The sequence below is a fragment of the Desulfitibacter alkalitolerans DSM 16504 genome (genome assembly GCF_000620305.1).
Classification (GTDB): domain Bacteria; phylum Bacillota; class DSM-16504; order Desulfitibacterales; family Desulfitibacteraceae; genus Desulfitibacter; species Desulfitibacter alkalitolerans.
On sequence record NZ_JHVU01000018.1, the window covers coordinates 223,224 to 249,474 of the forward strand.

General features: G+C 40.9%; 28 protein-coding genes and 1 pseudogene. 27 read left to right on the plus strand and 2 right to left on the minus strand.

Features of this window, described 5'->3' with window-relative positions; all coding sequences use genetic code 11:
* Window position 1: 1 nt before the first annotated feature.
* The 12 genes from alr to K364_RS0101155 all read left to right on the plus strand — a co-directional run bounded on the left by alr (window position 2) and on the right by K364_RS0101155 (window position 10,503).
* Window positions 2–1,198 (plus strand): alanine racemase, encoded by a 1,197-nt coding sequence (gene alr / locus K364_RS0101100; protein WP_028306482.1) that lies wholly within the window; start codon window positions 2–4, stop codon window positions 1,196–1,198.
* Window positions 1,198–2,121 carry a signal peptide peptidase SppA gene (sppA, locus tag K364_RS0101105; RefSeq protein WP_028306483.1) on the plus strand — a complete coding sequence of 308 codons (924 nt, stop codon included), beginning with the start codon at window positions 1,198–1,200 and terminating at the stop codon, window positions 2,119–2,121. The genes alr and sppA overlap by 1 nt, the downstream gene beginning before the upstream one ends.
* Before the next feature lie 13 nt (window positions 2,122–2,134).
* Window positions 2,135–2,929 (plus strand): Yip1 family protein, encoded by a 795-nt coding sequence (locus K364_RS0101110; RefSeq protein WP_028306484.1) that lies wholly within the window; start codon window positions 2,135–2,137, stop codon window positions 2,927–2,929.
* A gap of 80 nt (window positions 2,930–3,009) precedes the next feature.
* Entirely contained in the window at window positions 3,010–3,393 is a 384-nt protein-coding gene (locus K364_RS22415; protein WP_051533722.1) for a response regulator, read from the plus strand.
* 59 nt (window positions 3,394–3,452) lie between these two features.
* Window positions 3,453–4,109: a hypothetical protein gene (locus K364_RS22420; protein ID WP_051533723.1), complete on the plus strand. Its 657-nt coding sequence runs from the start codon at window positions 3,453–3,455 to the stop codon at window positions 4,107–4,109.
* Between the two features lie 68 nt (window positions 4,110–4,177).
* Complete coding sequence (locus K364_RS0101125) at window positions 4,178–5,032, plus strand: class II fructose-1,6-bisphosphate aldolase (RefSeq protein ID WP_028306485.1); 855 nt, start codon at window positions 4,178–4,180, stop codon at window positions 5,030–5,032.
* Window positions 5,033–5,122: 90 nt separating this feature from the next.
* Complete coding sequence (gene fsa, locus K364_RS0101130; protein ID WP_028306486.1) at window positions 5,123–5,767, plus strand: fructose-6-phosphate aldolase; 645 nt, start codon at window positions 5,123–5,125, stop codon at window positions 5,765–5,767.
* A gap of 85 nt (window positions 5,768–5,852) precedes the next feature.
* Window positions 5,853–7,166, plus strand: a complete 1,314-nt coding sequence (locus K364_RS0101135; RefSeq protein WP_028306487.1) for an ATP-binding SpoIIE family protein phosphatase — start codon at window positions 5,853–5,855, stop codon at window positions 7,164–7,166.
* A 55-nt stretch (window positions 7,167–7,221) separates the two neighbouring features.
* Window positions 7,222–7,566 carry an STAS domain-containing protein gene (locus K364_RS0101140; protein ID WP_028306488.1) on the plus strand — a complete coding sequence of 115 codons (345 nt, stop codon included), beginning with the start codon at window positions 7,222–7,224 and terminating at the stop codon, window positions 7,564–7,566.
* 45 nt (window positions 7,567–7,611) lie between these two features.
* Complete coding sequence (glpX, locus tag K364_RS0101145) at window positions 7,612–8,583, plus strand: class II fructose-bisphosphatase (protein WP_028306489.1); 972 nt, start codon at window positions 7,612–7,614, stop codon at window positions 8,581–8,583.
* Window positions 8,584–8,803: 220 nt separating this feature from the next.
* Window positions 8,804–10,057, plus strand: a complete 1,254-nt coding sequence (rho, locus tag K364_RS0101150) for a transcription termination factor Rho (RefSeq protein WP_028306490.1) — start codon at window positions 8,804–8,806, stop codon at window positions 10,055–10,057.
* Between the two features lie 122 nt (window positions 10,058–10,179).
* Window positions 10,180–10,503 (plus strand): hypothetical protein, encoded by a 324-nt coding sequence (locus K364_RS0101155; protein ID WP_051533724.1) that lies wholly within the window; start codon window positions 10,180–10,182, stop codon window positions 10,501–10,503.
* On the opposite strand, the gene K364_RS0101160 is transcribed toward K364_RS0101155, so the two are convergent.
* Entirely contained in the window at window positions 10,500–10,940 is a 441-nt protein-coding gene (locus K364_RS0101160; RefSeq protein WP_028306492.1) for a C-GCAxxG-C-C family protein, read from the minus strand. The two genes, K364_RS0101155 and K364_RS0101160, sit on opposite strands and share 4 nt — an antisense overlap.
* A gap of 299 nt (window positions 10,941–11,239) precedes the next feature.
* Between K364_RS0101160 and K364_RS0101165 the strand changes: the two genes are divergently transcribed.
* The 15 genes from K364_RS0101165 to K364_RS25355 all read left to right on the plus strand — a co-directional run bounded on the left by K364_RS0101165 (window position 11,240) and on the right by K364_RS25355 (window position 25,869).
* The gene (locus K364_RS0101165) at window positions 11,240–12,562 is read left to right on the plus strand and encodes an ATP-binding protein (protein ID WP_035267501.1); all 1,323 of its coding nucleotides are present in this window, start codon (window positions 11,240–11,242) and stop codon (window positions 12,560–12,562) included.
* Between the two features lie 350 nt (window positions 12,563–12,912).
* Entirely contained in the window at window positions 12,913–13,572 is a 660-nt protein-coding gene (locus tag K364_RS0101170; RefSeq protein ID WP_242841625.1) for a tryptophan transporter, read from the plus strand.
* 62 nt (window positions 13,573–13,634) lie between these two features.
* Window positions 13,635–14,471, plus strand: a complete 837-nt coding sequence (locus K364_RS22425; protein WP_051533726.1) for an energy-coupling factor ABC transporter ATP-binding protein — start codon at window positions 13,635–13,637, stop codon at window positions 14,469–14,471.
* A 5-nt stretch (window positions 14,472–14,476) separates the two neighbouring features.
* Window positions 14,477–15,322, plus strand: coding sequence for an energy-coupling factor ABC transporter ATP-binding protein (locus K364_RS22430; RefSeq protein WP_051533727.1), 846 nt, complete (start codon window positions 14,477–14,479; stop codon window positions 15,320–15,322).
* Window positions 15,306–16,079, plus strand: a complete 774-nt coding sequence (locus K364_RS0101185) for an energy-coupling factor transporter transmembrane component T family protein (protein WP_028306495.1) — start codon at window positions 15,306–15,308, stop codon at window positions 16,077–16,079. Before K364_RS22430 ends, K364_RS0101185 begins: the two co-directional genes overlap by 17 nt.
* A gap of 54 nt (window positions 16,080–16,133) precedes the next feature.
* Window positions 16,134–17,414, plus strand: a complete 1,281-nt coding sequence (locus tag K364_RS0101190; RefSeq protein WP_051533728.1) for a phenylacetate--CoA ligase family protein — start codon at window positions 16,134–16,136, stop codon at window positions 17,412–17,414.
* Between the two features lie 327 nt (window positions 17,415–17,741).
* The gene (locus K364_RS22435; protein WP_051533729.1) at window positions 17,742–18,647 is read left to right on the plus strand and encodes a peptidoglycan DD-metalloendopeptidase family protein; all 906 of its coding nucleotides are present in this window, start codon (window positions 17,742–17,744) and stop codon (window positions 18,645–18,647) included.
* 225 nt (window positions 18,648–18,872) lie between these two features.
* Window positions 18,873–19,079 (plus strand): 50S ribosomal protein L31, encoded by a 207-nt coding sequence (gene rpmE, locus K364_RS0101200; protein ID WP_028306497.1) that lies wholly within the window; start codon window positions 18,873–18,875, stop codon window positions 19,077–19,079.
* Window positions 19,080–19,251: 172 nt separating this feature from the next.
* On the plus strand, window positions 19,252–20,322 hold the full coding sequence (gene prfA, locus K364_RS0101205; protein ID WP_028306498.1) for a peptide chain release factor 1: 1,071 nt from the start codon (window positions 19,252–19,254) through the stop codon (window positions 20,320–20,322).
* 64 nt (window positions 20,323–20,386) lie between these two features.
* Window positions 20,387–21,241: a peptide chain release factor N(5)-glutamine methyltransferase gene (prmC, locus tag K364_RS0101210; RefSeq protein ID WP_084295427.1), complete on the plus strand. Its 855-nt coding sequence runs from the start codon at window positions 20,387–20,389 to the stop codon at window positions 21,239–21,241.
* 74 nt (window positions 21,242–21,315) lie between these two features.
* Window positions 21,316–22,512, plus strand: a complete 1,197-nt coding sequence (locus tag K364_RS0101215) for a cation:proton antiporter (RefSeq protein WP_051533730.1) — start codon at window positions 21,316–21,318, stop codon at window positions 22,510–22,512.
* 34 nt (window positions 22,513–22,546) lie between these two features.
* Window positions 22,547–23,614, plus strand: a complete 1,068-nt coding sequence (locus K364_RS0101220) for an L-threonylcarbamoyladenylate synthase (RefSeq protein WP_035267403.1) — start codon at window positions 22,547–22,549, stop codon at window positions 23,612–23,614.
* An 85-nt stretch (window positions 23,615–23,699) separates the two neighbouring features.
* On the plus strand, window positions 23,700–24,431 hold the full coding sequence (locus tag K364_RS0101225; RefSeq protein WP_028306502.1) for a ZIP family metal transporter: 732 nt from the start codon (window positions 23,700–23,702) through the stop codon (window positions 24,429–24,431).
* A gap of 97 nt (window positions 24,432–24,528) precedes the next feature.
* Window positions 24,529–25,122: a manganese efflux pump MntP gene (locus tag K364_RS0101230; protein WP_028306503.1), complete on the plus strand. Its 594-nt coding sequence runs from the start codon at window positions 24,529–24,531 to the stop codon at window positions 25,120–25,122.
* A gap of 12 nt (window positions 25,123–25,134) precedes the next feature.
* A complete protein-coding gene (locus tag K364_RS25355) occupies window positions 25,135–25,869 on the plus strand; it encodes a low molecular weight protein arginine phosphatase (protein ID WP_051533731.1) in 735 nt (244 codons plus the stop codon).
* Window positions 25,870–25,999: 130 nt separating this feature from the next.
* On the opposite strand, the pseudogene K364_RS0101240 reads toward K364_RS25355, so the two are convergent.
* A pseudogene (locus tag K364_RS0101240) lies at window positions 26,000–26,251 on the minus strand (IS4 family transposase); the annotation flags it as partial.

The window sequence follows — 26,251 nt, forward strand, 5'->3', positions numbered from 1 at the left end:
AATGTACAAGTATAAGCTTCCAGATGAGGTTTCTGCATGGATAGAAGTTGATGGAGATGCTCTTTTAAATAATCTTAAAAGGATAAGACAAATAGTAGGAACCGCGAAAATTTTAGCAGTGGTAAAAGCAAATGCCTATGGCCTGGGACAAAATGAGGTTGCCCGTATTTTCCAGGGAGCAGGTGTAGATTGCTTTGGTGTAACCAACCTGTCAGAGGCAATAAATCTTAGAAATGGGGGAATTACTTCCCCTGTTGTTTTGTTTGCACCCCTTGCAGCGGGGCAGCTGTCATTGGCATTAGATTATAACCTAATTCCTTCAATAAGCAGTATTACCCAGCTTCAAGAACTGCAGCAGGCTGCAGCAGCCAGACAGGATAAAGTAAAAATACATATAGAGCTGGAGACAGGAATGGGAAGAACAGGTCTATGGCTGACAGATATCCTACCTTTCATAGAAGAGCTGGCAGCCTGTCCAAATATAGATGTTGACGGCATATATACCCATCTGGCCCGGGCCGGCGCTGACAAAGACTTTTCTGAAAAACAGTTTACGGCTTTTAAAGAGGGAATCAAGCTTTTTCAATCTAAGGGAATAGTCATTCCGAACCGGCATATAGTTAATAGCACAGGGGTTATAAACTTTCCCCATATGCATCTGGATATGGTTAGGGTAGGCACACTCCTTTATGGACAGGTTCCCATGGGGGCCAAGCTTGAAGGTATAATAGACCCCTGGGCAGCAAAGGCTAAAATAATTAACCTGAGAAATGTTCCTGCCAATTGGCCCATTGGCTATGGAAGTGAATACATAACCAGAGAAAAAAGTCTCATTGGAATTGTCCCGGTGGGCTTCGCTGATGGCTTTAATGTATCACCAAAAATAAAGCCCAAGGGCTTCATAGATTTAATAAAAATTATTGTAAAAGAAGTGCTGGCCTACTACGGTATAGGTCCACAGGCGCTGGGGGTGCAGTTTCAGACAAAATCCTATCCTGTCGTTGGAAGGATTGGAATGCAGCTGACAATGGTTGACTTTACAGGCAGCAATATTAAAGAGGGTGATATTGTTTCTGTGGCACTGAGAAGAATCAACACACCCCAGCACCTTCCAAGGGTATATTTAAAGGATGGTCAGCCATATAAAATTATATTTGCTGAAAGAGAAATTAACCTTTTGGAGAAAGGGGAAATGTGATGCGTAAAGGTGTTTTGGTGGGAATTGTAGTCACAATATTAATAGCTGTTCTTGCAGTCTCCCTTTTGGTGGATAGCCCTGGGCAGGGGATAAGCCCCGCTGAAAGTGGCAATCAGATAGCTGTAGTATTTATTGAAGGGCCCATAATGGGTGGGCGTTCAGGCAGCGATTTCCTTTCAGGAACAACTGCCGGCTCCATGACAGTGATGGAACATTTAAGGAAGGCAGCCAGTGATCCTGCAGTAGGTGCCGTAGTACTGCGTTTTAACACGCCAGGGGGGAGCGTACCGGCTTCTCAAGAAATTGCTGCAGAAATTATGCGTTTAAAGGAAACCGGCAAGCCCATTGTAGCATCCATGGCAGATGTTTCTGCATCTGCAGGCTACTACCTGGCAGCTCTTGCAGATGTCATTGTAGCAAACCCTGGAACTATTACAGGAAGTCTTGGTGTATACATGCAGGTGGCCAATTTCGAAGAATTATATGAAAAACTGGGAATAGAATATAACTACATAAAAAGTGGGGAATATAAGGACATGGGGGCCTCCAACAGAGCCCTGCGGCCAGAAGAAAGAGAGATCCTGCAGGCCATGGTGGATGATATCTACCGGCAGTTTGTTGAAACCGTTGCAGAGGGAAGAAATATGACCCAGGAAAAGGTAAAGGAATTGGCTGATGGTAGAATCTATACAGGTAACCAGGCAAAGGAGCTGGGTCTGGTTGATGAGCTGGGGAACTACTATGATGCAATTAATATAGCAGCCAGGATGGCTGGGATACCGGAAGAGCCGAGGGTAAAAAGCTATTACAAGCCAGGGCCTTTAGATTTTTTATTCAGCAGCCAAAACCTTTTAAACCTCTGGAAGGGCTTATCTGTACAACCAGGGCAGCCCTTTATTGTAAACCAGGGAAATCTAAACTAGGGGGAAAATAGTTTTGACTGAAGAAAAAGAAAACAGGGAAGAAATTACAAAGGATGAGATTAAAAATATACCTTTAGGGGAACAAATAGAAAGTGGGCCAGATGCTCCAGAGGTCAAGGATGCTCTAGAGATTAGAAATCCTCAGCCTGGGTTAGGCAGTGAAGAAACTGAGGATAGGTTGAGCCTGGTTGAAATTCTTTACGGCACAGTAGCTTCACCCAATGAAACCTTTGCCAGATTGGTCAGGAAGCCTCCCGTTATTAAAAGTGTCCTTACAGTTATTGTGATCTATATATTTACCTGGCTTCTTAATCTTTCACATTTAAAAAAAGCAGGATTTGAAAACCTGATGGTGGAAGAGTTTGGTCAGATTTCAGGGCAGTTATTAGGCAATATTTTTATTGTAATGGGGTTTTTAGGAATAATTTTTGTACTATTAACATGGTTTGTTATTTCCGGTTCATTGAATCTATGGGCCTCCCTTCTTGGTGGCAGGGATAATGCCAAAGGCCTGTTTGCACTCTATGGATTTGCCATGCTGCCAGGTGTTTTTTCTGAAGTGCTGCAGACATTAATTAATCTCCTGGGATTACCTGGAGCCATAAACTGGCTTATTGTCATCTTTACATTTATCTGGATACTCTACCTGCAGATGATTGCCATTAAAACAACACAGGGTCTATCAACAGGGTTATCCTTATTTGCAGCTCTAACTCCAATTCTAGTTATGGGCCTGCTGATGATTTTTACTGCTTTGCTGGTGCTGGCAGCTTTTCTCCCAGTGTATCAAAATTTTTTTAATATATAAGAACCTAGAAGGAATCGTTATAAACATGGAAGAATTATATAGCTGGGGTGGGGTATAAACAGTTAACGGAGGTACCATCAGTGAAAAAAGAAAAGAAACCGTCTGTTCTAATTGTAGATGACCAATTAGGGGTAAGGATGCTGCTTTCAGAAGCTTTTAGTCTTGAGTGTTTTGAGGTAGATACTGCAGCTAGTGGGGAGGAAGCCTTAGAATTGCTTAAGACCAGCCACCCTGATGTGCTGTTTCTGGACTTGAAAATGCCCAAAAAGGATGGCATGTATGTTTTTAGCCAGCTTAAAAAAATGGAGTATAAAGGGTTTATAGTACTTATGACAGGCATGGAAACAGTAGATGTTAATATAGATGTGGACTATGTCCTGAGCAAGCCCTTTGATATCGATTATGCAATAAAAATACTTCATCAATTGCTTAACATCAAAAGTGAGGAAAAGTACTTATCATAAATAGTGCAGGATTTTAAGATTTTTACTAGAACTATTTACAGGAAAGGAGGGTATATAATATGATACCTACCACTACGGTTGTAGCCATACGTTGTCCTGAATGTGGAAAAATGGAATATATTTCAGTTTCCCTGTTTTCCTTTAGTGGTTCAAATGGTGTAGCTTTAAAGTGCTCATGTGGATATGAGATTATAAAACTGACTACAAAGAAAAGACAAGATTTTTGGTTTCAATATATATGTGCCATGTGTGAAGGACGGCACCTGTTAAAGGTTACCAGAGGCAAGCTGTGGTCTGGTGAGACTCCCCTTGACTTAGTATGTGAAGAAACTGGAATAGAAGTAGGCTATGTAGGCTCCAGGGAAAAGGTTAGGGAGAAGGTTAAAAAGCAGGACCAATCCTTAGCTGAGATGGCAGATAAGCTTGGATTTACTGAGTTTTTTAATAATTCGTCAGTAATGTACGAGGTTCTAGAGCATGTTTATGATATAGCTGAAAGGGGTAAGCTTTACTGTACTTGTGGTAATTATGAGATTGAAGTTGAGATATATCCAGAATATATACAGCTAACCTGTGAAAAATGTAAAGCTTCCGGAAAGGTAATGGCTGATAAAGAAGAAGATTTGCACCTGCTTAAAAAAACATGGGAATTAAAACTAACCAGGAACGGTTTCTTGTTTAACAAAACGGAAGACTATAACAACCACAATTTTTAATACATTATTAATGAGGAATCACACCTTGTTTCCACTTGGAGAAGATAAGATAAAATGGAGGGGTTAAAATGCCACTTGTTACTGTTAAGGAGCTGCTAAAGGCAGCTGAACAGGACAATTATGCTGTGGGAGCGTTTAATTGTAATAATATGGAAATAATTCAAGCAATAGTCCAGGCTGCAGAGGAGGAGAACTCGCCAGTTATAGTTCAAGCCAGCCAGGGTGCAATAAAATATGCAGGTTTAGAATATATAACAGCTCTAACCAAGCTTGCGGCTGAGCAAACTAGAGTGCCTGTAGCTTTACATCTGGACCATGGAACAAGCTTTGACCAGGTTGTAAAATGTATCAGACATGGCTTCACTTCTGTCATGATTGACGGTTCGGCTTATCCCTTGCCGGAAAACATAATGCTGACCAAAAAGGTTATTGAGGTTGCAAGAGCTATTGGCGTTAGTGTTGAGGCTGAGCTTGGAAAAATAGGTGGAACAGAGGACGATATTACAGTTGACGAAAAAGAAGCTGCCTTTACCGACCCGCAGGAGGCCAGGGAGTTTGTAGAAGCTACCGGAGTGGATGCCCTTGCTGTGGCAATTGGTACTGCCCATGGAATTTATAAGGGGGAGCCAAAGCTTGACTTTGAGAGACTAAAAAAGATTACTTCATTAATAGATACCCCAATAGTTTTACATGGCTCTTCAGGGGTACCGGATGAAGCAATTAAGCAGGCAATCAGCCTGGGTGTTAGAAAGGTTAACATAGATACTAATCTACGAGAAGCCTTTGTTAAAAAATCAAGACAGGTCCTGGAAGAAAAGCCCAAGGAAATAGATCCAAGAAAGATTCTGGGACCGGCCAGGGACGCCATGAAGGAAGTAATAAGGGAAAAGATTCGCCTCTTTGGAAGCAGCGGTAAAGCATAAATTACAAATTTCAAATAAGACACGGGTACTTCCGTTGTCTTATTTTGCTATAATACCTTGATTAATTTAATAAATTTTGGAGGGATTTTTGTGAAAATATTTATAGATACGGCCAACATCCAGGAAATAAAGGAAGCCAATGACCTTGGAATAATTAGTGGTGTTACAACAAATCCATCACTAATTGCCAAGGAAGGCAGAAATTTTGAAGAGGTAGTTAATGAAATATGTAAAATTGTAGATGGACCTATAAGTGCAGAGGTTATCAGTACACTGTCTGAAGGCATGGTGAAGGAAGCAAGAGAGCTGGTTAAAATTCACAACAATATAGTAATTAAAATACCCATGTGTGCCGAGGGCCTAAAGGCCGTAAAAATTCTCAGCAGTGAGGGTATAAAAACTAATGTGACCCTTATTTTTAGTGCAAATCAAGCATTGCTGGCTGCCAGGGCGGGTGCTGCATATGTAAGCCCCTTTGTAGGCAGGCTGGATGATGTAAGTCATAATGGTATGGAGCTAATCTCAGAGATAGTGCAGATTTTTGCCCAACATGGCATTAATGCTGAGGTAATTGCAGCAAGTATTCGTAACCCAATTCATGCCAAGGAAGCAGCACTGCTGGGTGCAGACATTGCCACAATTCCCTATCAAGTAATTGTTCAAATGATCAATCATCCATTAACAGATATAGGCATCAAAAGGTTTCTTGAGGATTGGGATAAGGTGCCCAAGTAAAATTAAATGCAGCAAAAAGCAGGAAACTATGGCATACATGTCAAAGTAACTTCCATGAATGTTTGAGAAATTGGGAGTGACATTATTGTATCATATCGTAGGATATACCTTCCTTGCTGCAGCTCTAATTCTAGTAGCAGCACTATTTTTTTCTAAAGCTAAAGATTATAAAAAGCTTCTCATAAAAAATTCCCTTTTGGAAGAAGAAATCCGAAGCTTTACACAGAAACTTGATGAAGACCTGAAGCTTGCCCATGACTTTAAAAGACAATACTTGTCTAATAACCATAGTCTTCATGGAGTAGATGTATCTGTAAGGCATTTTTCTGATTCTGTTGTTGGGGGAGATTTTTTTTCTTTAGTACCATTAGATAAAAACCCTGATAGATGTAGAAGGTGCATTGAGCCCTGCGGCAGCTCCCTTTGCCACCTGGCAAAGAATGAAGGTGGTTTTATCATAGGAGATATAAACATTTCCGGCCTGCCGGCAGCATTGATGATTGCACAGGTTTTAAGTACTGCTGAACAGGTTGCTGGAACCATTACATCCCCAGGCAAAATATTAGAGCGAGTTAATAATTTTATTTACAAAGGTAAAAACCAGCAGCAAAATCTATTTACTACAGCTTTTTATGGATTCATAGATCAGAGAAAGGGTGTCCTTAAATACTCACATGGGGGACATGAGCCGCCAATATTTTACAGCAAGTCCACGGATAAATTAGTAAGACTTGAAGGACCTGGCCTTATCCTGGGAACAAGCCCAAACCAAAGGTTTGAGGAAAGGGAAATTTTTCTGACAAAAGGCGATAAAATAATTATGTATACGCCTTTCCTTGAAGAAAAAGAAACAGTCAGCCTTCTAGACCTTGTTTCAAAATACGTCAGAGAGGACATGAATTCTTTACTAGACAATGTTGAGAAAGAATTAAAAAACCTGGTCCAGAGTAAGGGCAATAGACGAAATTTTATTCTTGTGGGCTTAGAAATTATTAATACCCCCTTTGGTAAATATACAGTTCCTGCCCATCTGTCCATGATCAGCAAGATAACAGAAGAGGTTATTTTCATTGCCCAACAAATGGGGATGAGAAACAAAGGCATAATCGCCCTTAGGGTGTCCCTTAGTGAGATCCTTTCAAATGCCATTATTCATGGTTCAGGAAAAGATCCCAACAAGTCAATTGACATAGAAGTATGGATAGAGGACAAAAAAATTAAGGTTAAAGTAAAGGATTCAGGAAAGGGATTTGATTATAAAAAGCTGGATTTTGAAAGAATCCCAGAGGACCTGTTTGCTGAGGAGGGTAGGGGACTATTCTTAATTAAGAATTATGTTGATGACATGCAATTTTGTGATGGAGGCAGCAGTCTAACCATCACCAAAGCTATAGATTAAAGTTTTTACAGCTATTATGAGCTATTATAGATTATAATTGCATTGGGGGGTTAATATGGAGGTTAAAGTAGACAAAATTAAAGGGGCGGAGATTGTAACAGTTTCCGGCAAGATTGATGCCTATCAGTCTATAAAGTTAAAGGATGCCTTAAATGATATAATAGATAGGGGATCAAAAAAGATTATTGTTAATCTTCATGATGTTAACTTTCTAGACAGCACTACATTAGGCATCCTTATTTCCGCCTTGAAAAAGATTAAAAATAAGGGGGGAGAAATCTGTATAACCAGACTTCAGCCTAATGTAGAGGAAATTTTTGAATTAACCCGCTTGAACAAGATTTTTACGATTTTTTCCAGCAACGAAGAGGCTATTGATTTTCTTGCAAATATTGAGTAACAACAAGGGAATTGGCAAAAGCAATAAAATAAGGAGTTGAATATCTTGGAAAGAGAATTGGCTTTGGAGTTTGCCCGCGTAACTGAGGCCGCGGCGTTAGCTTCTGCTCGATGGATGGGAAGAGGAGATAAAATAGCTGCTGATGATGCAGCTGTAAGGGCCATGAGAGCTGTTTTTGACACTGTCAACATTGATGGCACAGTGGTTATTGGTGAAGGAGAAATGGATGAAGCTCCAATGCTGTATATAGGAGAAAAAGTCGGGACAGGAAAGCCGCCTAGTGTTGATGTTGCAGTAGATCCATTAGAAGGGACTACTATTGTTGCAAAAGGTACTACCGGTGCAATTGCTGTCATTGCAGTAGCTCCCAGGGGTTGTTTTTTGCATGCACCTGACATGTACATGGATAAAATTGCTGTAGGTCCCCTGGCAAAGGGCAAAATCAGCCTGGATGCATCTGTAGAGGAAAATTTGCTTGCAGTTTCAAAAGCTCTAAATAAAAGTATTGAGGAGGTTACTGTTGTTATTCTGGATAGACCCAGGCACAAGAAAGTAATTGAGGATGTGCGCAGGGCTGGTGCTAGAATACGTCTTATAACTGACGGTGATGTATCACCTGCAGTAGCCACAGCCTTTGAAGATTCTGGCGTTGACATGATGATGGGCATTGGAGGTGCGCCTGAGGGTGTATTGGCAGCAGCAGCCCTTGCCTGCCTGGGCGGAGACATGCAGGCAAGGTTAATTCCCGAAGATGAAGCCGAAGTACAAAGAATTCATGCCATGGGCATAGCAGATGAAAATAAATTGTTAAAGCTGGAAGACCTGGTAAAAGGTGATGATGTTATTTTTGCAGCCACTGGCATTACAGATGGCAGTTTGTTAAGGGGTGTAAGGTATAATTCGAGGGGTGCATCTACCCATACCCTTGTAATGCGTTCACGAACCGGGACAGTCAGATTTGTAGAAGCATGGCATAGATTTGATAAAAAGCCTCTCATAGACAAAATACAGGGTTAGCCCCCAGGGGTTTTCCTGCAAATAATTAACTTAAACTTGGCAAAAAGACTAAAAAATAAAAAAAATGTCATAATATTAACTGGTAAAACATCTTGTTACCAAAGAAGGTTTTGCAAGTTCCTCTTATTACGCCTGCCTGCTACTATATCCAAGTTGGTACTTATTGTTTTTCTTAAATAGGGTCCTTACATAATAATTTTACTTGAACGGAGGTTTAAAAGTGAATATAGCAGAATTAGAAACCAAGACCATGGCAGAGCTGTATGCCATGGCAAGAGAAATACAGCTTTCGGGATACTCTCAGCTGCGAAAAAAAGAGTTGATTTTTGAGATTCTTAAGGCTCAGGTTCAAAAGGATGGTCAGCTTTTTGCCCAGGGTATTCTGGATATTTTACCAGATGGATATGGATTTTTAAGGCCTTTTTCCTATCTGCCAAGCAAAGATGATATATATGTGTCAACCTCCCAAATACGCAGGTTTGACATGCGTACCGGTGACAGGGTTGCAGGACTTGTCAGACCACCCAAGGAGGGAGAAAGGTATTTTGCGCTCCTGCGAGTAGAATCTATAAATAGCTTGGATCCTGAATTATCCCCCAAAAGACTCCATTTTGATGCCTTAACTCCAGTTTATCCAAATGAGAGATTAACCCTGGAAAGTGACTTGCAGGATTTGTCATCCAGGATTATTGATTTAATCTCCCCAGTTGGCAAGGGACAAAGAGGGCTAATTGTTGCTCCCCCAAAAGCAGGTAAAACAGTACTCCTCAAAAAAATCGCCAATTCCATTCATGCCAATTATCCAAATCTAGAATTGATGGTTTTACTTATAGATGAAAGACCTGAAGAAGTAACAGATATAGAAAGATCTGTACATGGCGATGTCATTGCCTCCACCTTTGATGAACCCCCTGAAAGCCATGTAAAGGCTGCCGACATGGTTCTGGAAAGGGCCAAAAGGCTTGTGGAGCATGGCAAGGATGTTATTATTCTAATGGATAGTCTTACAAGACTTGCAAGGGCACATAATCTAGTGGTGCCTCCCAGCGGAAGAACCCTATCTGGCGGTGTGGACCCGTCGTCTTTACATAAACCAAAAAGATTCTTTGGTGCGGCTAGAAAGATAGAAGAAGGGGGAAGCTTGACTATTCTTGCTACTGCTCTCATTGAAACAGGCAGCAGGATGGATGAAGTAATTTTTGAAGAGTTTAAGGGAACAGGCAACATGGAATTGATCCTGGACAGGAGATTGTCTGACAGGCGATTATTCCCCAGTATTGATGTTAAACGCTCAGGAACAAGAAGAGAAGAACTCCTTCTATCCAAGGAGGAACTGGAGCTTATCTGGAACTTTAGAAAGCTTACTTCCAATATGGGTACCGTTGAGGTTACAGAAATGCTGGTGGAAGCCCTTAAAAAAACCAGGACTAATGCAGATCTAATAAGGGCCCTGCCCCAGCTGTTTCCAAAATAAAAAAAGCAGCCATTAGCAAGGCAAGAACCAACCATTAGCTAACCATGAGCTATTATTATGACCCCCCATTTGGTACACATTTTGTACAAAATCATACAATGATACCAAAAGGGGGTATTAGTGTGGAATATATTATGATGCTTATTGTAGTTCTTAGCTTTTATGGTTCTGGTTTGGCAAGAAGAGCAAACAAACAAAGAAGAATAGATCTTATGCCGATTGAACCCAAGGGCGGTTCCCTGTCAGAGGCAATAGTTGAGCTTGTAGCCTTTGCCGGTGGGATATACTTAACATTGAACCTGGTCATAGAGTTTCTGGCAATAACCGGACTTGAAAGGGTTAGCCTTTGGGGTGTAGCCTTTGATCCAATTGCAGCTGTATCCATAGTCCTGGCCCTGCTCCAACCACTTTATGAACGTCTAAGATACGAAAATTCGTGGTGTTAGCTGATAGCCTTTACTAGAAGTGCAGCTGCAGAAGCAAGGTATGACTTGCATTTGGTCATTACTTCAGGGTCTTGGTGAAGCTTTTCCCTTCCCTCCATTGTTGTAAGGTCATAGGGCTGCAGGTCCTTGCAATAAGACGATGCATTAATATCTGCAAACTGCTCTACCAGCTCACGCGCATTTTCCCTGACCCTGCCATAAAGCTCCTTGTCGGCACTATTTTGTCTATTATAATGCAGTCCTATGGCTATTACAGCACCTGAAACAGCTCCACAGGTAATTCCCTTGCCGCCAATTCCCCCGCCAAAGCCAGAAGCTGCTGCCCCAAGGCTGGGGTCTTTTTCATATACATCTAAATATGCCTTAAGCATTGATTCAGAGCAGTTAAAACCTTCTTCAAAATAAGCCATGGCCTTTTTTGCTACTTGCGTTTCCATATAGACAAAACCTCCCAAAAGTATAGATTGACACATATAATAAGCTTTCTCCATATCATTACAAATACCTTTTTATGCTTAAAAGGCTATATAAAACTTTTTGTATTAATCCATTTTTTGATATAAAATAATTTAGAGCCCCTGGCTTATTCTAGCTTTGTTTTAAAAATAGCAGATGGCACAGGCCTTGATCTAATCTGGAAACTGAAAAAGGGGTAAGGCTGGTGCCTGACTGATCAATATCAATAGACTATATTTCAATAGATTATATCCTTAAGGGGGAATTAAGTGTGGAAAGCATGCTGGCAATTAACAAACTAACCATTTTCAATGAATTAAAGGGGCAGAGCTGCTTTAAAAAGCTTGGCAGGCTGCTCCAACTGGTTAAAGGCGGCCCTGAAATAAAGAAAAACCAGGCTTATTACAGCTTTGTAAATGCTTTGCTGGAGGAAAATGCATATATAACATATTCTGTGGGTTCTCCCTGGCAGAATTACATACTTGAGAAAATTCTAACCTCAGACAATCTTTTTACTAGACAGGGGGAAACACAGGCTGAAATTTCCCCAATAATTGAGATGGCGGTACGAGAGGATTTAAGGCAATTGGAAATACTGTATCACATTGATTGGGCGGACATTGAAAAACAGCTTTTTGGGAACAGCCTGGATCATTCAATTTTTAACTTTCAAAATACTCCAGTGTCAGAAGCTTCCACTATTTTTCCTGAAAAATACCATGAAGAAAAACGAATGCTAAAGGAGCTTATGAACAAGAATCAGGACTGGAATAATTTGCTGCCGGACATTATCGGCTTTTTTAAGAAATGGGGTACAGGTGAATTCGCCCAGTATTGGGTTTTTAAATATAATGGAGATTGTCTTGAGGGTATTGATAAGCCTGACCCTATACGCCTGCAGCAGCTGGTTGGCTGGAATGTGCAAAGGAGCCAGATTGTTGATAACACCAGACAGTTTGTTAAGGGGTATACTGCCAATAACATACTTCTTTACGGCGATAGGGGAACAGGCAAATCCTCAACAGTTAAGGGTCTTGTCTATGACTTTGGAGAAATGGGTTTAAGATTGATAGACGTATCATTGAAGGGACTTGTGAAGCTTCCCTATCTCCTTAGAAAGCTCTCAGAAAAACCCCAGAGGTTTATAATATTTATAGATGACCTTTCCTTTGAGGAGTACGAAACCCAATACAAGGAATTAAAGGCAGTACTAGAGGGAGGGGTAGAGGTCCAGCCAAGTAATGTTCTAATATATGCCACTTCCAATAGAAGGCATCTTGTAAAGGAAAAATTTGCTGACAAGGACATGAATTTCTATTTTGTGGATAATGACGAGGTAAGAATGCAGGATTCTCTTCAAGAAAAGCTCTCCCTCTCAGACAGGTTTGGAATGACAATATATTTTACATCCCCGGCCCAGAGAGAGTATTTAGAAATAGTACGTACCCTGGCTAGAGAAAGGGGAATAAAGATGGAAGAGAAAATGTTAGATAGAATGGCACTACAATGGGAGCTTATGCAGAACAGCCGCTCAGGAAGAACAGCAAAGCAGTTTATTGACCACCTGGCTGGACGCCTGGCAATGGAGCAAAGGGAGTTCTAAACCTATATTAATTTTGAATAATTTGAACCAAAAATTATTAGTGACAATAGCCCAATACCATGCTATACTGTTTTTTATACAGGCACCAAGCAGTGTCTGAGCATAGATTAGTTTAGATTAGTTTTAGTTTAGCTGGGCAAGTCCCATTCAAGCACTGGCTTGAAAGGTTAGAAAAGTTAATAGAGAGGAGTTGAGTAGAGATGAGTTGAGCCGAGTTAAGGATAGCTTTAGCTTAGAATGTCTAATTATGTGTATATTAGCCGGACTCATTTCTTGGGTCTGGTTTTTTAGTTTTGGTGAAAAAGGTGTATAAGGGAAAAAGAGACGAGACAGGCGAGAGGAGAAAAACAATGAGAAAAGAGCTAAAGGAAAATCAAGGTGCAAATAGTAGAGTAAATAATAATAATAATGAAGTAATTAATGATGAGCAAATTGAAATCAAGGGAGGCAGGGGAGTAAATAATATTAGTATGGGAGCTGGCGGCGCCGTTTTGACTGGTCAAAACACCAATACCAGACAGATTGCCGTGGTGGCAGTATTAATTGCCATAGGTGCTGTATTAAGAATTGTTTCCCCTTCCATTGCAGGAATAACTCCAAACTGGGTTATAGCCATGTACTGCTTGGCAATTATACTTGTCAGGCCAAATATATTTGGGGCAATAGGTATAGGGTTTGCAGCCGGTGCAATGGCTATGGTAACCTCCAAATCACCTGTTCCCTACATTAACCTGATCAGTGAACCTATAGGTGCAGCAGCTGCATTAATGTTTCTCTTGATTCTGCCCAGGTTGTCTATTAAAGACTACTCTCTAAAGCCGTTTATTATAACAGTCATGGCTACTTTAGCAAGCGGTACCACCTTTTTAGGTGTGAATATGCTTGTGCTCAGCCTGCCGGCGGAAGTGGTTAGGGTTGCATTTATGACGGTGGTAATACCTGTTGCGGTTTTCAACTCAGTTATTACCCAACTATTGTACTACCCTGCAAAGAGGTTCTTGAACATGTAAGCGGTACACCTCTTTATATAGGTGCAAAATACTTAAAAACCATGGCTGGGGAGGTATGCAGATTGGCAGAATTAGTACTGGAGGGTGTCAGCTTTATATATGAAAAAACGCAAGAGTATGCCATTAAAGATATAAGCTTATCAATAGAGCCGGGGGAATTTGTAGTAATTACCGGCCCTGCTGGGGCTGGTAAGTCTACCCTGGCAGGCTGCTTCAATGGTGTTATTCCTCATTTTCAAAGAGGGCTAATGGAGGGGAATATTTATCTAAAAGGCCAGAATACAAAGGACCTTACAGCTGGCAACATGGCCAAAATGGTGGGGAGTGTATTTCAAGACCCGGAGGCCCAAATTATTTGTGGGCGAGTTGATGAGGAAATTGCCTTTGGTTTGGAAAACCTGGGTGTCCCCTCAAGAGATATTGAGAGAAGAATTGAAGAGTCTTTAAACCTTGTTGGCATACCTGAATTAAAATACAGGTCCACAAGTGCCCTATCCGGTGGTCAAAAGCAAAGGGTTGCCATAGCAGCAGTCCTGGCCATGGAGCCTGAAATACTAGTCTTGGATGAACCCACCTCAGAGCTCGACCCCCACGGGACCCAGCAGGTCATGGAGCTCCTGTACCTTTTAAACAGCAAAAAGAAGATAACAATTATCCTGGTGGAGCAGAAGATAGAAGATGCAGTAGTCTTTGCCAGCAAGCTAGTTATCATGGAGCATGGGGAAATTGTCATGGAGGGTGAACCGGCTAAAATTTTAGCAGGGGTTTCCATGTTAAGGAAAACCGGCATTAAAGTGCCCCAGCTCGTAAGCTTAGCCCATAGACTGGGGATTAAGGGCCAGGTGCCCTTAAACCTGGCAGATGCAGAAGACATGGTAAGGAATTATGTTGGGAGGTAGGCACCTTGAAAAAACCCTTGATAGAGGTTGAAAACTTAAATTTTGGATATGATAAGCACTGCCATGCTTTAAGGGATATAAATTTGACCATTACTCGGGGAGAAATGATTGCCTTTACCGGAAAAAATGGCTCAGGCAAAACAACCCTTGCCAAGCATTTTAATGGTTTATTAAAGCCCAGTTCTGGACGTGTATTAATTGATGGAAATGATACGGCAAAAAGCACAGTCTCCCAGTTGGCCCAAAAGGTAGGATATGTATTTCAAAACCCAGACCATCAGATATTTAATGACACAGTATTTGACGAAGTTGCCTTTGGGCCTAAGAATCAAGGCTTAAGGGGCAGGGAACTGGAAAAGCTTGTAATCCAATCCATTGAAGCTGTAGGACTTAAAAGCTACCGTGGGGAATATCCCTATAGACTGTCCAAGGGTCAGAGACAAAGGCTTGCCCTTGCATCAGTCATAGCAATGGAAAGTGAAATAATGGTTCTGGATGAACCCACCACAGGCCTGGATTACAAAGAAGGACTGGAAATAATGGAGCTAGTAAAAAAGCTCAACACAAAGGGTCGTACCATAATATTCATTACCCACGATATGGGTTTGGTGGCTGATTACGCCAAAAGAATGGTAGTGGTTTCTGAGGGGGAAATATTGGTGGATGACATTCCGCGAAAAATATTTGCCATGGAAGAAGTCATAAAAAGGGCCCATTTAAAAATTCCTGAAATTACCCAATTAGCTCAAAGGCTTGGCCTTTCCAAGCGAACCATTTTAAATGATGCAGAACTCTTTCAGGAGATTATTATTGCTGTAAAGGAGGCTAAACTAAATGTCCTCTGTAGCTAGCTATATTACAAAAAGCTCCTTGATCCATAATCTGCATCCCTTGACCAAAATATTTGGTGCCCTGTGGTTTTTAACATTGAGCATTATAGTAAGCTCGCCAGTACATCTGGGGTTTATTTTGCTCATGGTCATATTATGCGGCTTTGCAGCCCGAATTCCTAATGAAATCATCAGGTCTCTTAAGGCAATAAGCATTTTTGCATTTATAATATTTTTAATTCAAATTCTTTTTTATAAGTGGGGAACGGTAGTTTTTTACATGATACCAGGAGTTGATTGGCTGCCTGTTACCAGGGAAGGTATCCTCTTTGGGATAGCCATTGCCCTTAGAATGATGATTATTTTGCTCAGCTTTATAATATTCCTTTCTACAACCCAGACAAGGGACATGATGATGGTACTTGTGGAGAAGTTAAAGGTGCCCTATGATTATGCTTTTATGTTTGTTACATCCCTTAGGTTTATCCCTACCTTTATGAATGAGGTAGCAGTAATTCAGGAGGCACAAAAGGCAAGGGGCTACAGGATTGAAGGGGCAAATCCCTTGAGAAAAATCAAGTCCTACCTGCCCATTGCCCTGCCATTGGTATTAATATCCTTGGCCAAGGGTGAAAGGCTGGCCCTGGCCATGGAAACCCGTGCCTATAATGCAGGCATACCCAGAACCTATTTAAGGCAGTGGAGGATGGAAATTAAGGATGGGGCTGCTATAACCTTCATGCTCCTGGCACTTGTACTGGCAGTTTATATCAGATAAAACAACCTGTCCTTCAGCTGCAAATATCAGAAATATTAGAAAGGTGAGATGAGAATGGCATTACCAGCCGAGATAGTTGAGAAAAGGCAAGGATTTACCCGGCAATTCCCGGGAAGAAAGGCAGCAGACCTATTAAATAGAATGTACTCCAACTCATCCTTTTATAGACAAAACCTCATAAACTCGGGCTTTAGACCTGAAAGGCCTGAATTAGATATAAGCTATGAAGAGTTTACCCAGCTTCCCTTTACGGAAAAGCATGAGCTAAGAGAGGGGGATCCCCTTGCAATGCTTGCAGTTTCTGAGGAAGATGTGGTTAGAATACACTCCTCCTCCGGAACTACAGGCAAACCTGTTGTGATTCCCTACACCCAAGGGGATGTGAATGACTGGGCAGAAATGATGAAGCGGTGCTATGAAATGGCGGGCGTTACAAAAAAAGACCGGGTACACATTACCCCAGGCTATGGTCTCTGGACTGCTGGAATTGGTTTTCAGGCCGGAGTTGAGAGGCTGGGTGCAATGGCTATTCCCATGGGCCCAGGCAATACTGAAAAGCAGCTGGAGATGATGGTTGATCTAAAAAGCTCTGTGTTAATTGGAACCTCCTCCTATGGGCTCTTGCTGGCTGAAGAGATTAATAGGCAGGGATTAACAGAGCAAATACACCTTAAAATAGGCATTTTTGGGTCTGAGCGCTGGGGAGAAAAGATGCGTCTAAGAATTGAACAGCTCCTTAACATAGAATCCTTTGATATATATGGGTTGACAGAAATATATGGACCTGGAATAGGCCTTGACTGCAGGTATCATCAGGGGATGCATTACTGGTCAGATTATCTCTTTATGGAAATTATAGACCCCGTTACAGGAGATTCAGTGCCCCCGGGAGAGCTGGGGGAGCTTGTCATAACAACCCTTACCAAGGAAGCCATGCCCCTAATTCGTTATCGAACCAGAGACCTGACTAGATTAATCCTGGAGCCATGTCCCTGCGGCTCTCCACATCCACGCCTGGATAGGATAATGGGCAGAAGTGATGACATGATTAAGGTCAAGGGAATTAATATATATCCCGGCCAGATTGATACCATATTGAAGGAAGTGCAAGGGTTAAGCAGTGAATACCAGGTTTATCTAAGCAGAAAAGATGGACGGGACATTATGATGCTCAAGGTAGAGAAGGAAAAAGTCACATCTGCCTGCAACCTTGATAAGAAGCTGGAAAACCTGTTTAAGAGTAAAATAGGAATCCAAATTACAGCCCAGGTGGTAGAGTACGGCATCCTGCCCAGAAGTGAAAAAAAGACTAAAAGAATTTATGATGAAAGATAAATTTCCAAATTATATAAGTTCAAATTATATAAGTTCAAATTATATGAGTCCAGATTGGGTCCGGGGTATAAGCCCAAGGGCTCTAATTTTTTGCCTGATATGACAAATAATATGACATAAATATACCTAAATAAATATACCTAAATTCCTTAAATTACATCTATAAATTACCATTAAATCCATTAATTAATCTTTAATTGGGCCAACTTTAAGCTAATAATGTATATTTTTGTAGAAACAAGGCTAAAATAACTTGTGAACGGCCCAATTAGAAAAAGTTGCCAATTTAATTACTATAAACTTAAAATTTGATAAGAGGTGAAGTTGATGTATCACCATAAGCTAAAAATGATCCTTGGCATTCTGCTGGGAATATTCATGGTTATAGCTTTTACAGCTTCTGATGTATCAGCTAATGATATTAACACCATGACACAGCAGCTGCTGTCGTCAGGACAGGTAGATCCTGATACAGCGGCAAGGGTCAATACCTATACAGCCTTGTATCAGGTAAAGCCAGGAGATACTTTATGGGACATTGCTTACAAGTATGGAACAGACTGGGAAATAATTGCAGCAATGAACAATTTATCCCAAAATTCTATTAGACCAGGACAGGTACTGGTGCTTCCAGTAGAGAGAGAAGTAGTCTACACAGTACAAAGGGGCGATTTTTTAAACAAGATTGCTGGAATGTTTAATGTAACAGTGGATGAAATTGCAAGGGTTAATGGAATAAAAAATCCAAATATTTTAGCCATTGGGCAGGAGCTTATTATTCCAGGAGTCCAAAACTCATTTCCTGTAGCTAGTTCTGACAATACCAGACTCAGGAGTGTAGCGACAGCCAATCGTGGTTCAGCAGTTAACTTTTTATGGCCGTGTGTGGGCCAAATAACTTCTACTTTTGGGCCGAGAAATAATGGTTTTCACCATGGATTGGATATTGCTGCCCCAAGAGGGGTAGATGTAAAGGCTGCACGCAGCGGCAGGGTAGAATTTGCCGGCTGGCTTAATGTCTATGGAAGGACAGTAATAATTAACCATGGAAATGGCTATCAAACACTCTATGCACATAATAATCAGCTTCTGGTAAGAGAGGGCCAAAACGTGGTGGCTGGAGAAAGGATTGCTACTATTGGAGCAACTGGCAATGCCACAGGACCCCATGTGCATTTTGAGGTAATAGTTGATGGTAAAAGGGTTGATCCCATGAGGTTTTTAAGAAACTAAATAAGTTGGGGACATTCCTGTCGTGAAAGATGGCAGTATTCGACAGGTGTGTCCCCTTTCCTTACGTGGGACATTCCTGTCGTGAGAGATGGCAGTATTCGACAGGTGTGTCCCCTTTCCTTAAATCCCCTGGATATTTTCTGTTTGCAAAGCAATTTTTTCTATGCTATAATATCAACAGTTTGTTAAACAACACATATATTAGGGGAAAGGGGTGTGCTTTAGATGAAAAAAGATATTCACCCAAAATATGAGGCAACAACAATAACTTGTGCATGTGGTATGGTTATTGATACCAAATCTACTAGTAAAGACATTAGGGTCGAATTATGCTCAAAATGCCATCCTTTCTACACCGGTTCAAAGCAGCGTATGGTTGAAAAAGGTGGCCGGGTTGAAAGATTTAAAAAGAAATACGGTATGGATGGGTAACAATAACGGAGCACCTGCTCCGTTTTTTGCTGTTAAATTGTTTTTGTTCTTATATAGGTTCTGATATAATAATTCAGTAAACCTCTATCACCTGGGGTGGAGGTTAGGGATAAACATCAGTATGATTAAGGGTATACTAAGGATAGCATTATATAGTTAGAGGTGAAGATAAATGTTTGACAAGTTGGAAAGCATAGAAAAAAAGTATGATGAATTGACCATGATGATGACAGATACAAATGTTCTATCAAATCAAAAGGAGCTGCAGAGGGTTGCTAAAGCCCATTCCGATCTCCAGGAGATTGTCAGTACTTACCGTGCTTATAAAAAAGCTGAAAGAGATTATATTGAGGCTGATAGTCTTATAAAAGAAGGAGGCCTTGAGCCTGACTTTAAAGAAATGGTAGAAATGGAAAAGGAAGAAGCGGCAGAAACCAAGAAAAACCTTACTGAAAAACTGAGAATTCTTCTTTTGCCCAAGGATCCTAACGATAGTAAAAACGTTATCATGGAGATTAGAGCTGGAGCAGGTGGAGATGAAGCTGCCCTATTTGCAGGAGATTTATTTAAGCTCTATGTTAAATATGCTGAAAACAAGGGCTGGAAAGTAGAGGTCTTAAGCGCTCATGAAACGGATATTGGAGGCTTTAAAGAGGTTGCATTCTTAATTGAGGGTAATGGGGCCTACAGCCTGTTAAAATATGAAAGTGGAGTTCATAGGGTTCAAAGAATTCCTTCAACAGAATCGGGAGGCAGAATCCATACATCTACTGCAACTGTTGCGGTTTTGCCTGAGGCTGAAGAAGTGGATGTTGAGATTGACCCTAATGACCTAAGGATAGATGTGTTCTGTTCAAGTGGCCCTGGCGGTCAGTCAGTAAATACTACCCAATCTGCCGTTAGGGTTACACATATACCTTCAGGTATAGTTGTATCCTGTCAGGATGAAAAATCCCAGCTAAAGAATAAGGAAAAGGCTCTAAAGGTACTAAGGGCCAAGCTTTATGAAAAAGCCCAGGAAGAACAGCAGCAGGCAATGGCAGGAAACAGAAAGAGCCAGGTAGGCACTGGTGACAGAAGTGAAAGGATACGCACCTTTAATTACCCACAGGGCAGGGTAACTGATCATAGAATAGGCTTGACACTACACAAGCTTGACATGATACTCCTGGGAGATATACAAGAGATTATTGATGCCCTGATAGCTCATGATCAGTCAGAGCAGCTAAAAGACGTGGAGTAACACTCTTAAAACCAGTAGTAAAATGTAGTGAGAAAAAACCAAAAGTGGAAGCTGGAGGGAATTATTGAAAGGAATTATGGATAAAAGAGTCAGTTCCATTATCAAAGAAGGGGTTAATCTTTTAGAAGAGGCAGGGGTGGTCAATGCAAGGTCCGAGGCCACCCTTTTATTGCGTTTCATTAAAAAGTGGCAGATGCATCATTTAATGATGAATATGCAGGAAACCATATCCCAGGAAGATACTGAAGAATTTATAAATCTCATCAAGCTGAGGAAAAATGGCTATCCCCTGCAATATATTACAGGAACTCAGGAATTCATGGGATTGGCATTTGAGGTAAATCCTAACGTACTGATACCCAGGTATGATACAGAAGTCCTTGTTGAAGCCATATTAAGCAGGGACCTGCCACCTAAAACCAGGGTTGTAGATGTTGGGACCGGCAGCGGTGCAATTGCCATATCCCTGGCCAAGCTTAAACCAGAATGGGAAATATGTGCTATAGATATAAGTGAAAAAGCCCTTGAGGTGGCTGATAAAAACTCAAGAAAGCATAATGTAAGGATTACCTTTTTTCAGGGCGATTTATTAGAGTCCATAAAAAAAACTAACATTAGACCTGACTTGATAGTATCCAATCCACCCTATATTCCAGCCTTGGAGATTGATAGCCTTATGAAGGAGGTTCAGTTTGAACCATATCTTGCTTTACAGGGGGGAGAGGATGGTCTGGCTGTATATAGAAGGCTTATACCCCAGGCATTTTCATTACTTGGCAGACAGGGGTGTCTTGCCTTGGAAATAGGATACAATCAAGGTGAGGCAGTAAGTGACCTTTGTAAGAGTGAGGGTTTTCAGCAAATAGAAGTAATCAAGGACTATCAAAGCCATGACAGGGTAGTAATTGGCGTAAAGTAAAAATTAATTCTACAATACATTTCCTAACATATTCTTTATACTACTTATACTTTTGAATAGTTAGGAGAAAAATAATGGACTGGATTGGTTTTTACAATATAATAGTATCTGTAGGCAATTTTTTTAATAAAAATCAAAGCATTATTGATGTTATAATAGTACTTGCAGCTATCAAAGCTTTCGGTCATATTAGCAAAGTTCTGGGGCAGCCCTCGGTGCTTGGTAAAATTCTAGCTGGGATAATAATTGGCCCCTCCTTTCTGGGGTTGGTAACTCAAGGCCCTCTAATAAAGGGACTTGCAGAAATAGGGGTAATTTTATTAATGTTTCTGGCGGGGTTTGAAACAAATACCAATAGATTGTTAAGAAGCTTGCGTCCGGCAACATATTCTGCTCTATTAGGGGTAATGATACCATTAGTGGCTGGTTTTACAGCAGGGCTTTTCTTTGGATATGGCAGGGGAGAGTCGGCCTTTATAGGTATAGTGCTGGTTGCAACATCAGTGAGTATCTCTGTGCAAGTATTACGAGAATTTGGAAGGCTCCAGTCAAAAGAGGGATTTACCATCCTTGGTGCAGCAGTTCTCGATGATATAGTAGGTCTGATAATTTTAAGTGTAGTTATGGGTGTTTCCATAGGTGGTTTAAGTACATTACATATAGGTACTGTACTTCTTAAAGTAATAGTTTTTTTTGGGACTGCTATATTTATAGGCAAATACTTTTTTCCCCTGCTCTTTAGTATAACGGCTAAAATGCAGGTTTCTGTTCCAGTAGTTACCACCTGCATAATAGTGGCCCTTATCTATGCAGTTGCTGCCCAGTACATGGGCCTGGCTGGAATAATAGGAGCATACCTTGCCGGACTAATGGTTAGGAGTGCCAATCAGGGTGGAACCCTGCTTAACTCACTTGAAACTGTGGGATATTCCTTTTTTATTCCCTTTTTCTTTGCCGGTATAGGTCTTGAAGTTACTCTTGGTTGCATATCCACAGAGATGATGTCTTTCACCGCAGCCATAATTTTAATAGCCGTAGTGAGCAAATTCTCTGGGTGTGCCCTTGGAGCGCTAGTTGGAGGTTTGCAGTGGAGGCCATCACTCATAGTAGGAGCAGGCATGATTGCCAGGGGAGAGGTTGCCTTGATTATTGCTAAATTCGGTAATGACATGGGGCTTATAGGTGGTGAGCTGTTTACTGTAATGGTAATAATGGCTATAATTACAACAGTTTTATCCCCACCCCTAATTAGACTCTTTATAAGGTATTGAAGCCTGCCTACCTGCCTCATGAAAGGAGATATGTATGATTACAAAATATCAAAGGGTAAATGCCCTTTATCCAAATATCATGGTTTTAAAATGTGCTGCTGAAATTATTCAAGAGGGAGGAGTTGTAGCCTTCCCTACAGAGACGGTATATGGTCTGGGTGCAGACGGTTTTAATGAAGATGCCCTGGAAAAAATATTTATTGCCAAGGGCAGACCAATGGATAACCCATTAATTCTCCATATTGCATCCTCAAGGGAAATTGTTGATGTGGCTAGTTATATATCAGCCAGGGCCAAAAAGGCTATCACTGCCTTCTGGCCTGGGCCTTTAACTCTTGTTTTGCCAAAGAATCCCCAGGTTCCAGACCAGGTCTCGGCAGGCCTGTCAACGGTGGCGGTCAGAATGCCCGCTCATCCCATTGCTCTAAAGCTTATCAAGCTGGCAAGGGTTCCTGTTGCAGCACCAAGTGCTAATTTATCAGGCAGACCCAGCCCCACTACAGGCTTTCATGTTTTAAAGGATCTAAAGGGCAAGATTGATATGATTGTGGATGGTGGACCATGCCGTTGGGGAATTGAGTCAACTGTTGTGGATTTTACTGATGAAATACCCACTATTCTCAGACCTGGTGCCGTTACCAGGGAGATGCTTGAAAGTGTAGTTGGACAGGTTATTTATGACCCTGGTTTAAAAAACAAACAGGTAGTACCTAAATCACCAGGTGTAAAATATCTGCATTATGCACCCAGGGGTGACATGTACCTGATACAGGGGGATAATTCCCAGTTGATTGTAGCCAAACTAAAGGAGCTAATCCAAAGCTATAAGGGCAATGGGAAAAGGGTAGCACTTATTGCTACTAATGAGATTATTGGAATGATAGATGATCTGAAGCTGGACTTTAATCTAGATTATATAGGAAATTTAGGTTCAAAATATGAACAAGAATTAATTGCCTCTAGAGTCTATCACCTGCTGCGAAATTGTGATAGATTTAATATAGACATTATTTTAACAGAAGGCCTTTCTGAAGAAGGCCTGGGTGCGGCTATTATGAACCGCCTTTTAAAAGCTAGCGGCAACAAGGTAATTAAGGCATAATCGCCAGGTGAGGTAATACTCGGGTTTTTATGTGAATAGACTTGTAGCAGGATTTAGATTTTTCGTTATCGAAGGGAGTAAATCTATGCTGCAGGTTATGATATTAAGCCTTTTAGCTGGCCTTGCAACTCTTTTGGGAGGAATATCTGTTCTGGTCCTTGGGCGCCCAACAGAGAAATCCCTGGCAATTTTCCTGGGATTGGCAGTTGGGATAATGCTGGGGGTAGTAACCCTGGATCTGGTGCCTTCTGCCTATACCTATGGAACAATTTTTACAGCATTATATGGATTTACCTTTGGAATGATGCTTTTGTTCCTTATTGGCCAATTCCTTGAGCTGGTTTCTCCAACAGCACCGACTCAAAGGAATATGAGGTATCTATTAAATATGGGATATCTTATTGCCTTTGGAATTGCCCTGCATGACCTTCCTGAAGGCATAGCAATAGCTGTTGGATACGCAGCCCAGGAGCACCTGGGCTGGTTGATTGCCCTTGCTATTGGTCTTCATAATATACCTGAAGGAATGGCAACTGCAGCACCATTAAGGATGGGGGGGATGAGGCCTTTTGCAATTATAATTGTTATTGGTTTGGTGAGTTTATTTACACCCCTGGGAACCATGTTAGGTCTTTATATAGTTAGTATATCACCTGAAAAAATTTCATTTCTCCTTGCCCTTGCAGGTGGTGCCATGAGCTACATAGTGCTTTTCAAGCTTATCCCAGAAGCACGTCAGAGGCATCCTAATTATGCCAGGCTAGGGGCTGCAGTTGGGTTTGCTATTATTTTATTTTTGTCAATATTCCATGGATAAAGAAATTGCTTTAAAAAATGGAACTAAAGGAATAATAGCATAGAGTCAACCAAGCAATAATGAGGTATGGCAAATGAGGCTAACAGGGAGGTAAATAATGGAGCTTTTTACTGTATTAATAATCGCAGTAGCTTTAGGAACAGACGCATTTTCCATGGCAATAGGAATTGGAGCCTGTAACATAAGATACAGACAGATAATAATTATTTCACTAGTGGTTCTTGTATTTCATATTGTCATGCCCCTTATAGGTTTATCTTTAGGAGCCCTTTTAGGCAGGGCTATAGGCAGATTAGCAGAGATAATTGGAGCTCTGGTTTTGGCAATCATAGGAGTATTAATGATTCGAGAGGGTATAAAAGGTGATGAGGGTGAAGGTGTGCCAATGGCGCTTAAGCCCTTTGGATTAATTAGTCGAAAGGGAGGTAAGGTTAGAGTTACTGCAGGCTTCTGGGGGATTATGGTTCTTGCAAGCAGTGTGAGCCTGGATGCCCTGACGGTGGGTTTTGGCCTTGGTGCATTACACTTTAATTTGACCCTTACTGTCCTTACAATAGGTTTAGTTGCAGGCATCATGACAGCCCTGGGGTTTTTGTTTGGCAAAAAGGTAGGAGGTTGGCTTGGTGATAAGGCCCAGGTTATTGGTGGGGTAATACTAGTTGGGATAGGCATTAGGATGTTCTTTTTCTAGGAGGGGACCTTTGTGTTTACAATATTGTTTGTGTGTACTGGCAACACCTGTAGAAGCTCAATGGCCCATGCAATTGCTAAGGGAATCATACAGAAACGTGATGCTGGAAAAAAAGTGAGGGTTGTTTCTGCGGGGACTTCAGTAATACCTGATAGTAAAGCAGCGGAATCTGCCATTGCAGTTATGGGGGAAAGGGGTTTAGATCTAAACAAGCATACAGCTAGGCAGCTAACTCCTGAATTAATTGAAGAGGCTGATCTTGTACTTACAATGACAAGGAATCATAAGCAGCATGTCCTGACCATGGTTCCACATGCTCAAGATAAGGTATTTACTTTAAAAGAATACGTTCGCAACCAAACCTCTCATGCCGAGGTTGAAGATACTATAATAGAGTTAGCCTCCAAGCTTGACAAAAAGGAACTAAAATTTTATGAGGAAAACAAAGCAGAAATCAATTCATTAAAAGAAGAACAAAAGCAATTAAAAGAAAAGCTTCAGATTGTGGAAAAGAAGATTCAGGATTGGCATATTAGATTTCATGAATATACAAAATTTGAAAGAGAAGCACTAAAAAAATTTGAGGAACAAATACTTGATATAGATGTATGTGATCCAATTGGACATCCTATCAAGGTTTATAAAGAATGCGCTGATGAAATAGAATGCTGTCTAAATATAATAATTGACGATATTATAAATAATATCAGTAGTGTTGCATTAAAATTCTCAGACAAACACAACTAATTGTAAACACAAATTATGCAGTAGCTATTAATCCCATATATGTTTAAATTTAACAAATGAATTCCCTGGTTAAAATGCCAAAAAGGCGAAGTAAGGGGTAGTCCTTATCCACATTTTGACAGTATGCGCTTTACAGTAGTACTGGGTCATAAGTAAGATCATCTAAATGATCTGATTCGCCTGCTATAACCTGCCTTAGAGTCATTTTGTAAGTTAGTTCGTGGTCAATTTTTCGTCGCCCCTTCGAGGTCCGCTTAGGTTTTCGATGAAGCTTGCGAATAAATGTACTAAATGCTTCTAATAAGCAAGTGATTAGCATTCTTTTAAAATTTAGCATTAAACCCTGATAGCCAGTTTTTAATTTAAGCAGCATCAGCAAGCA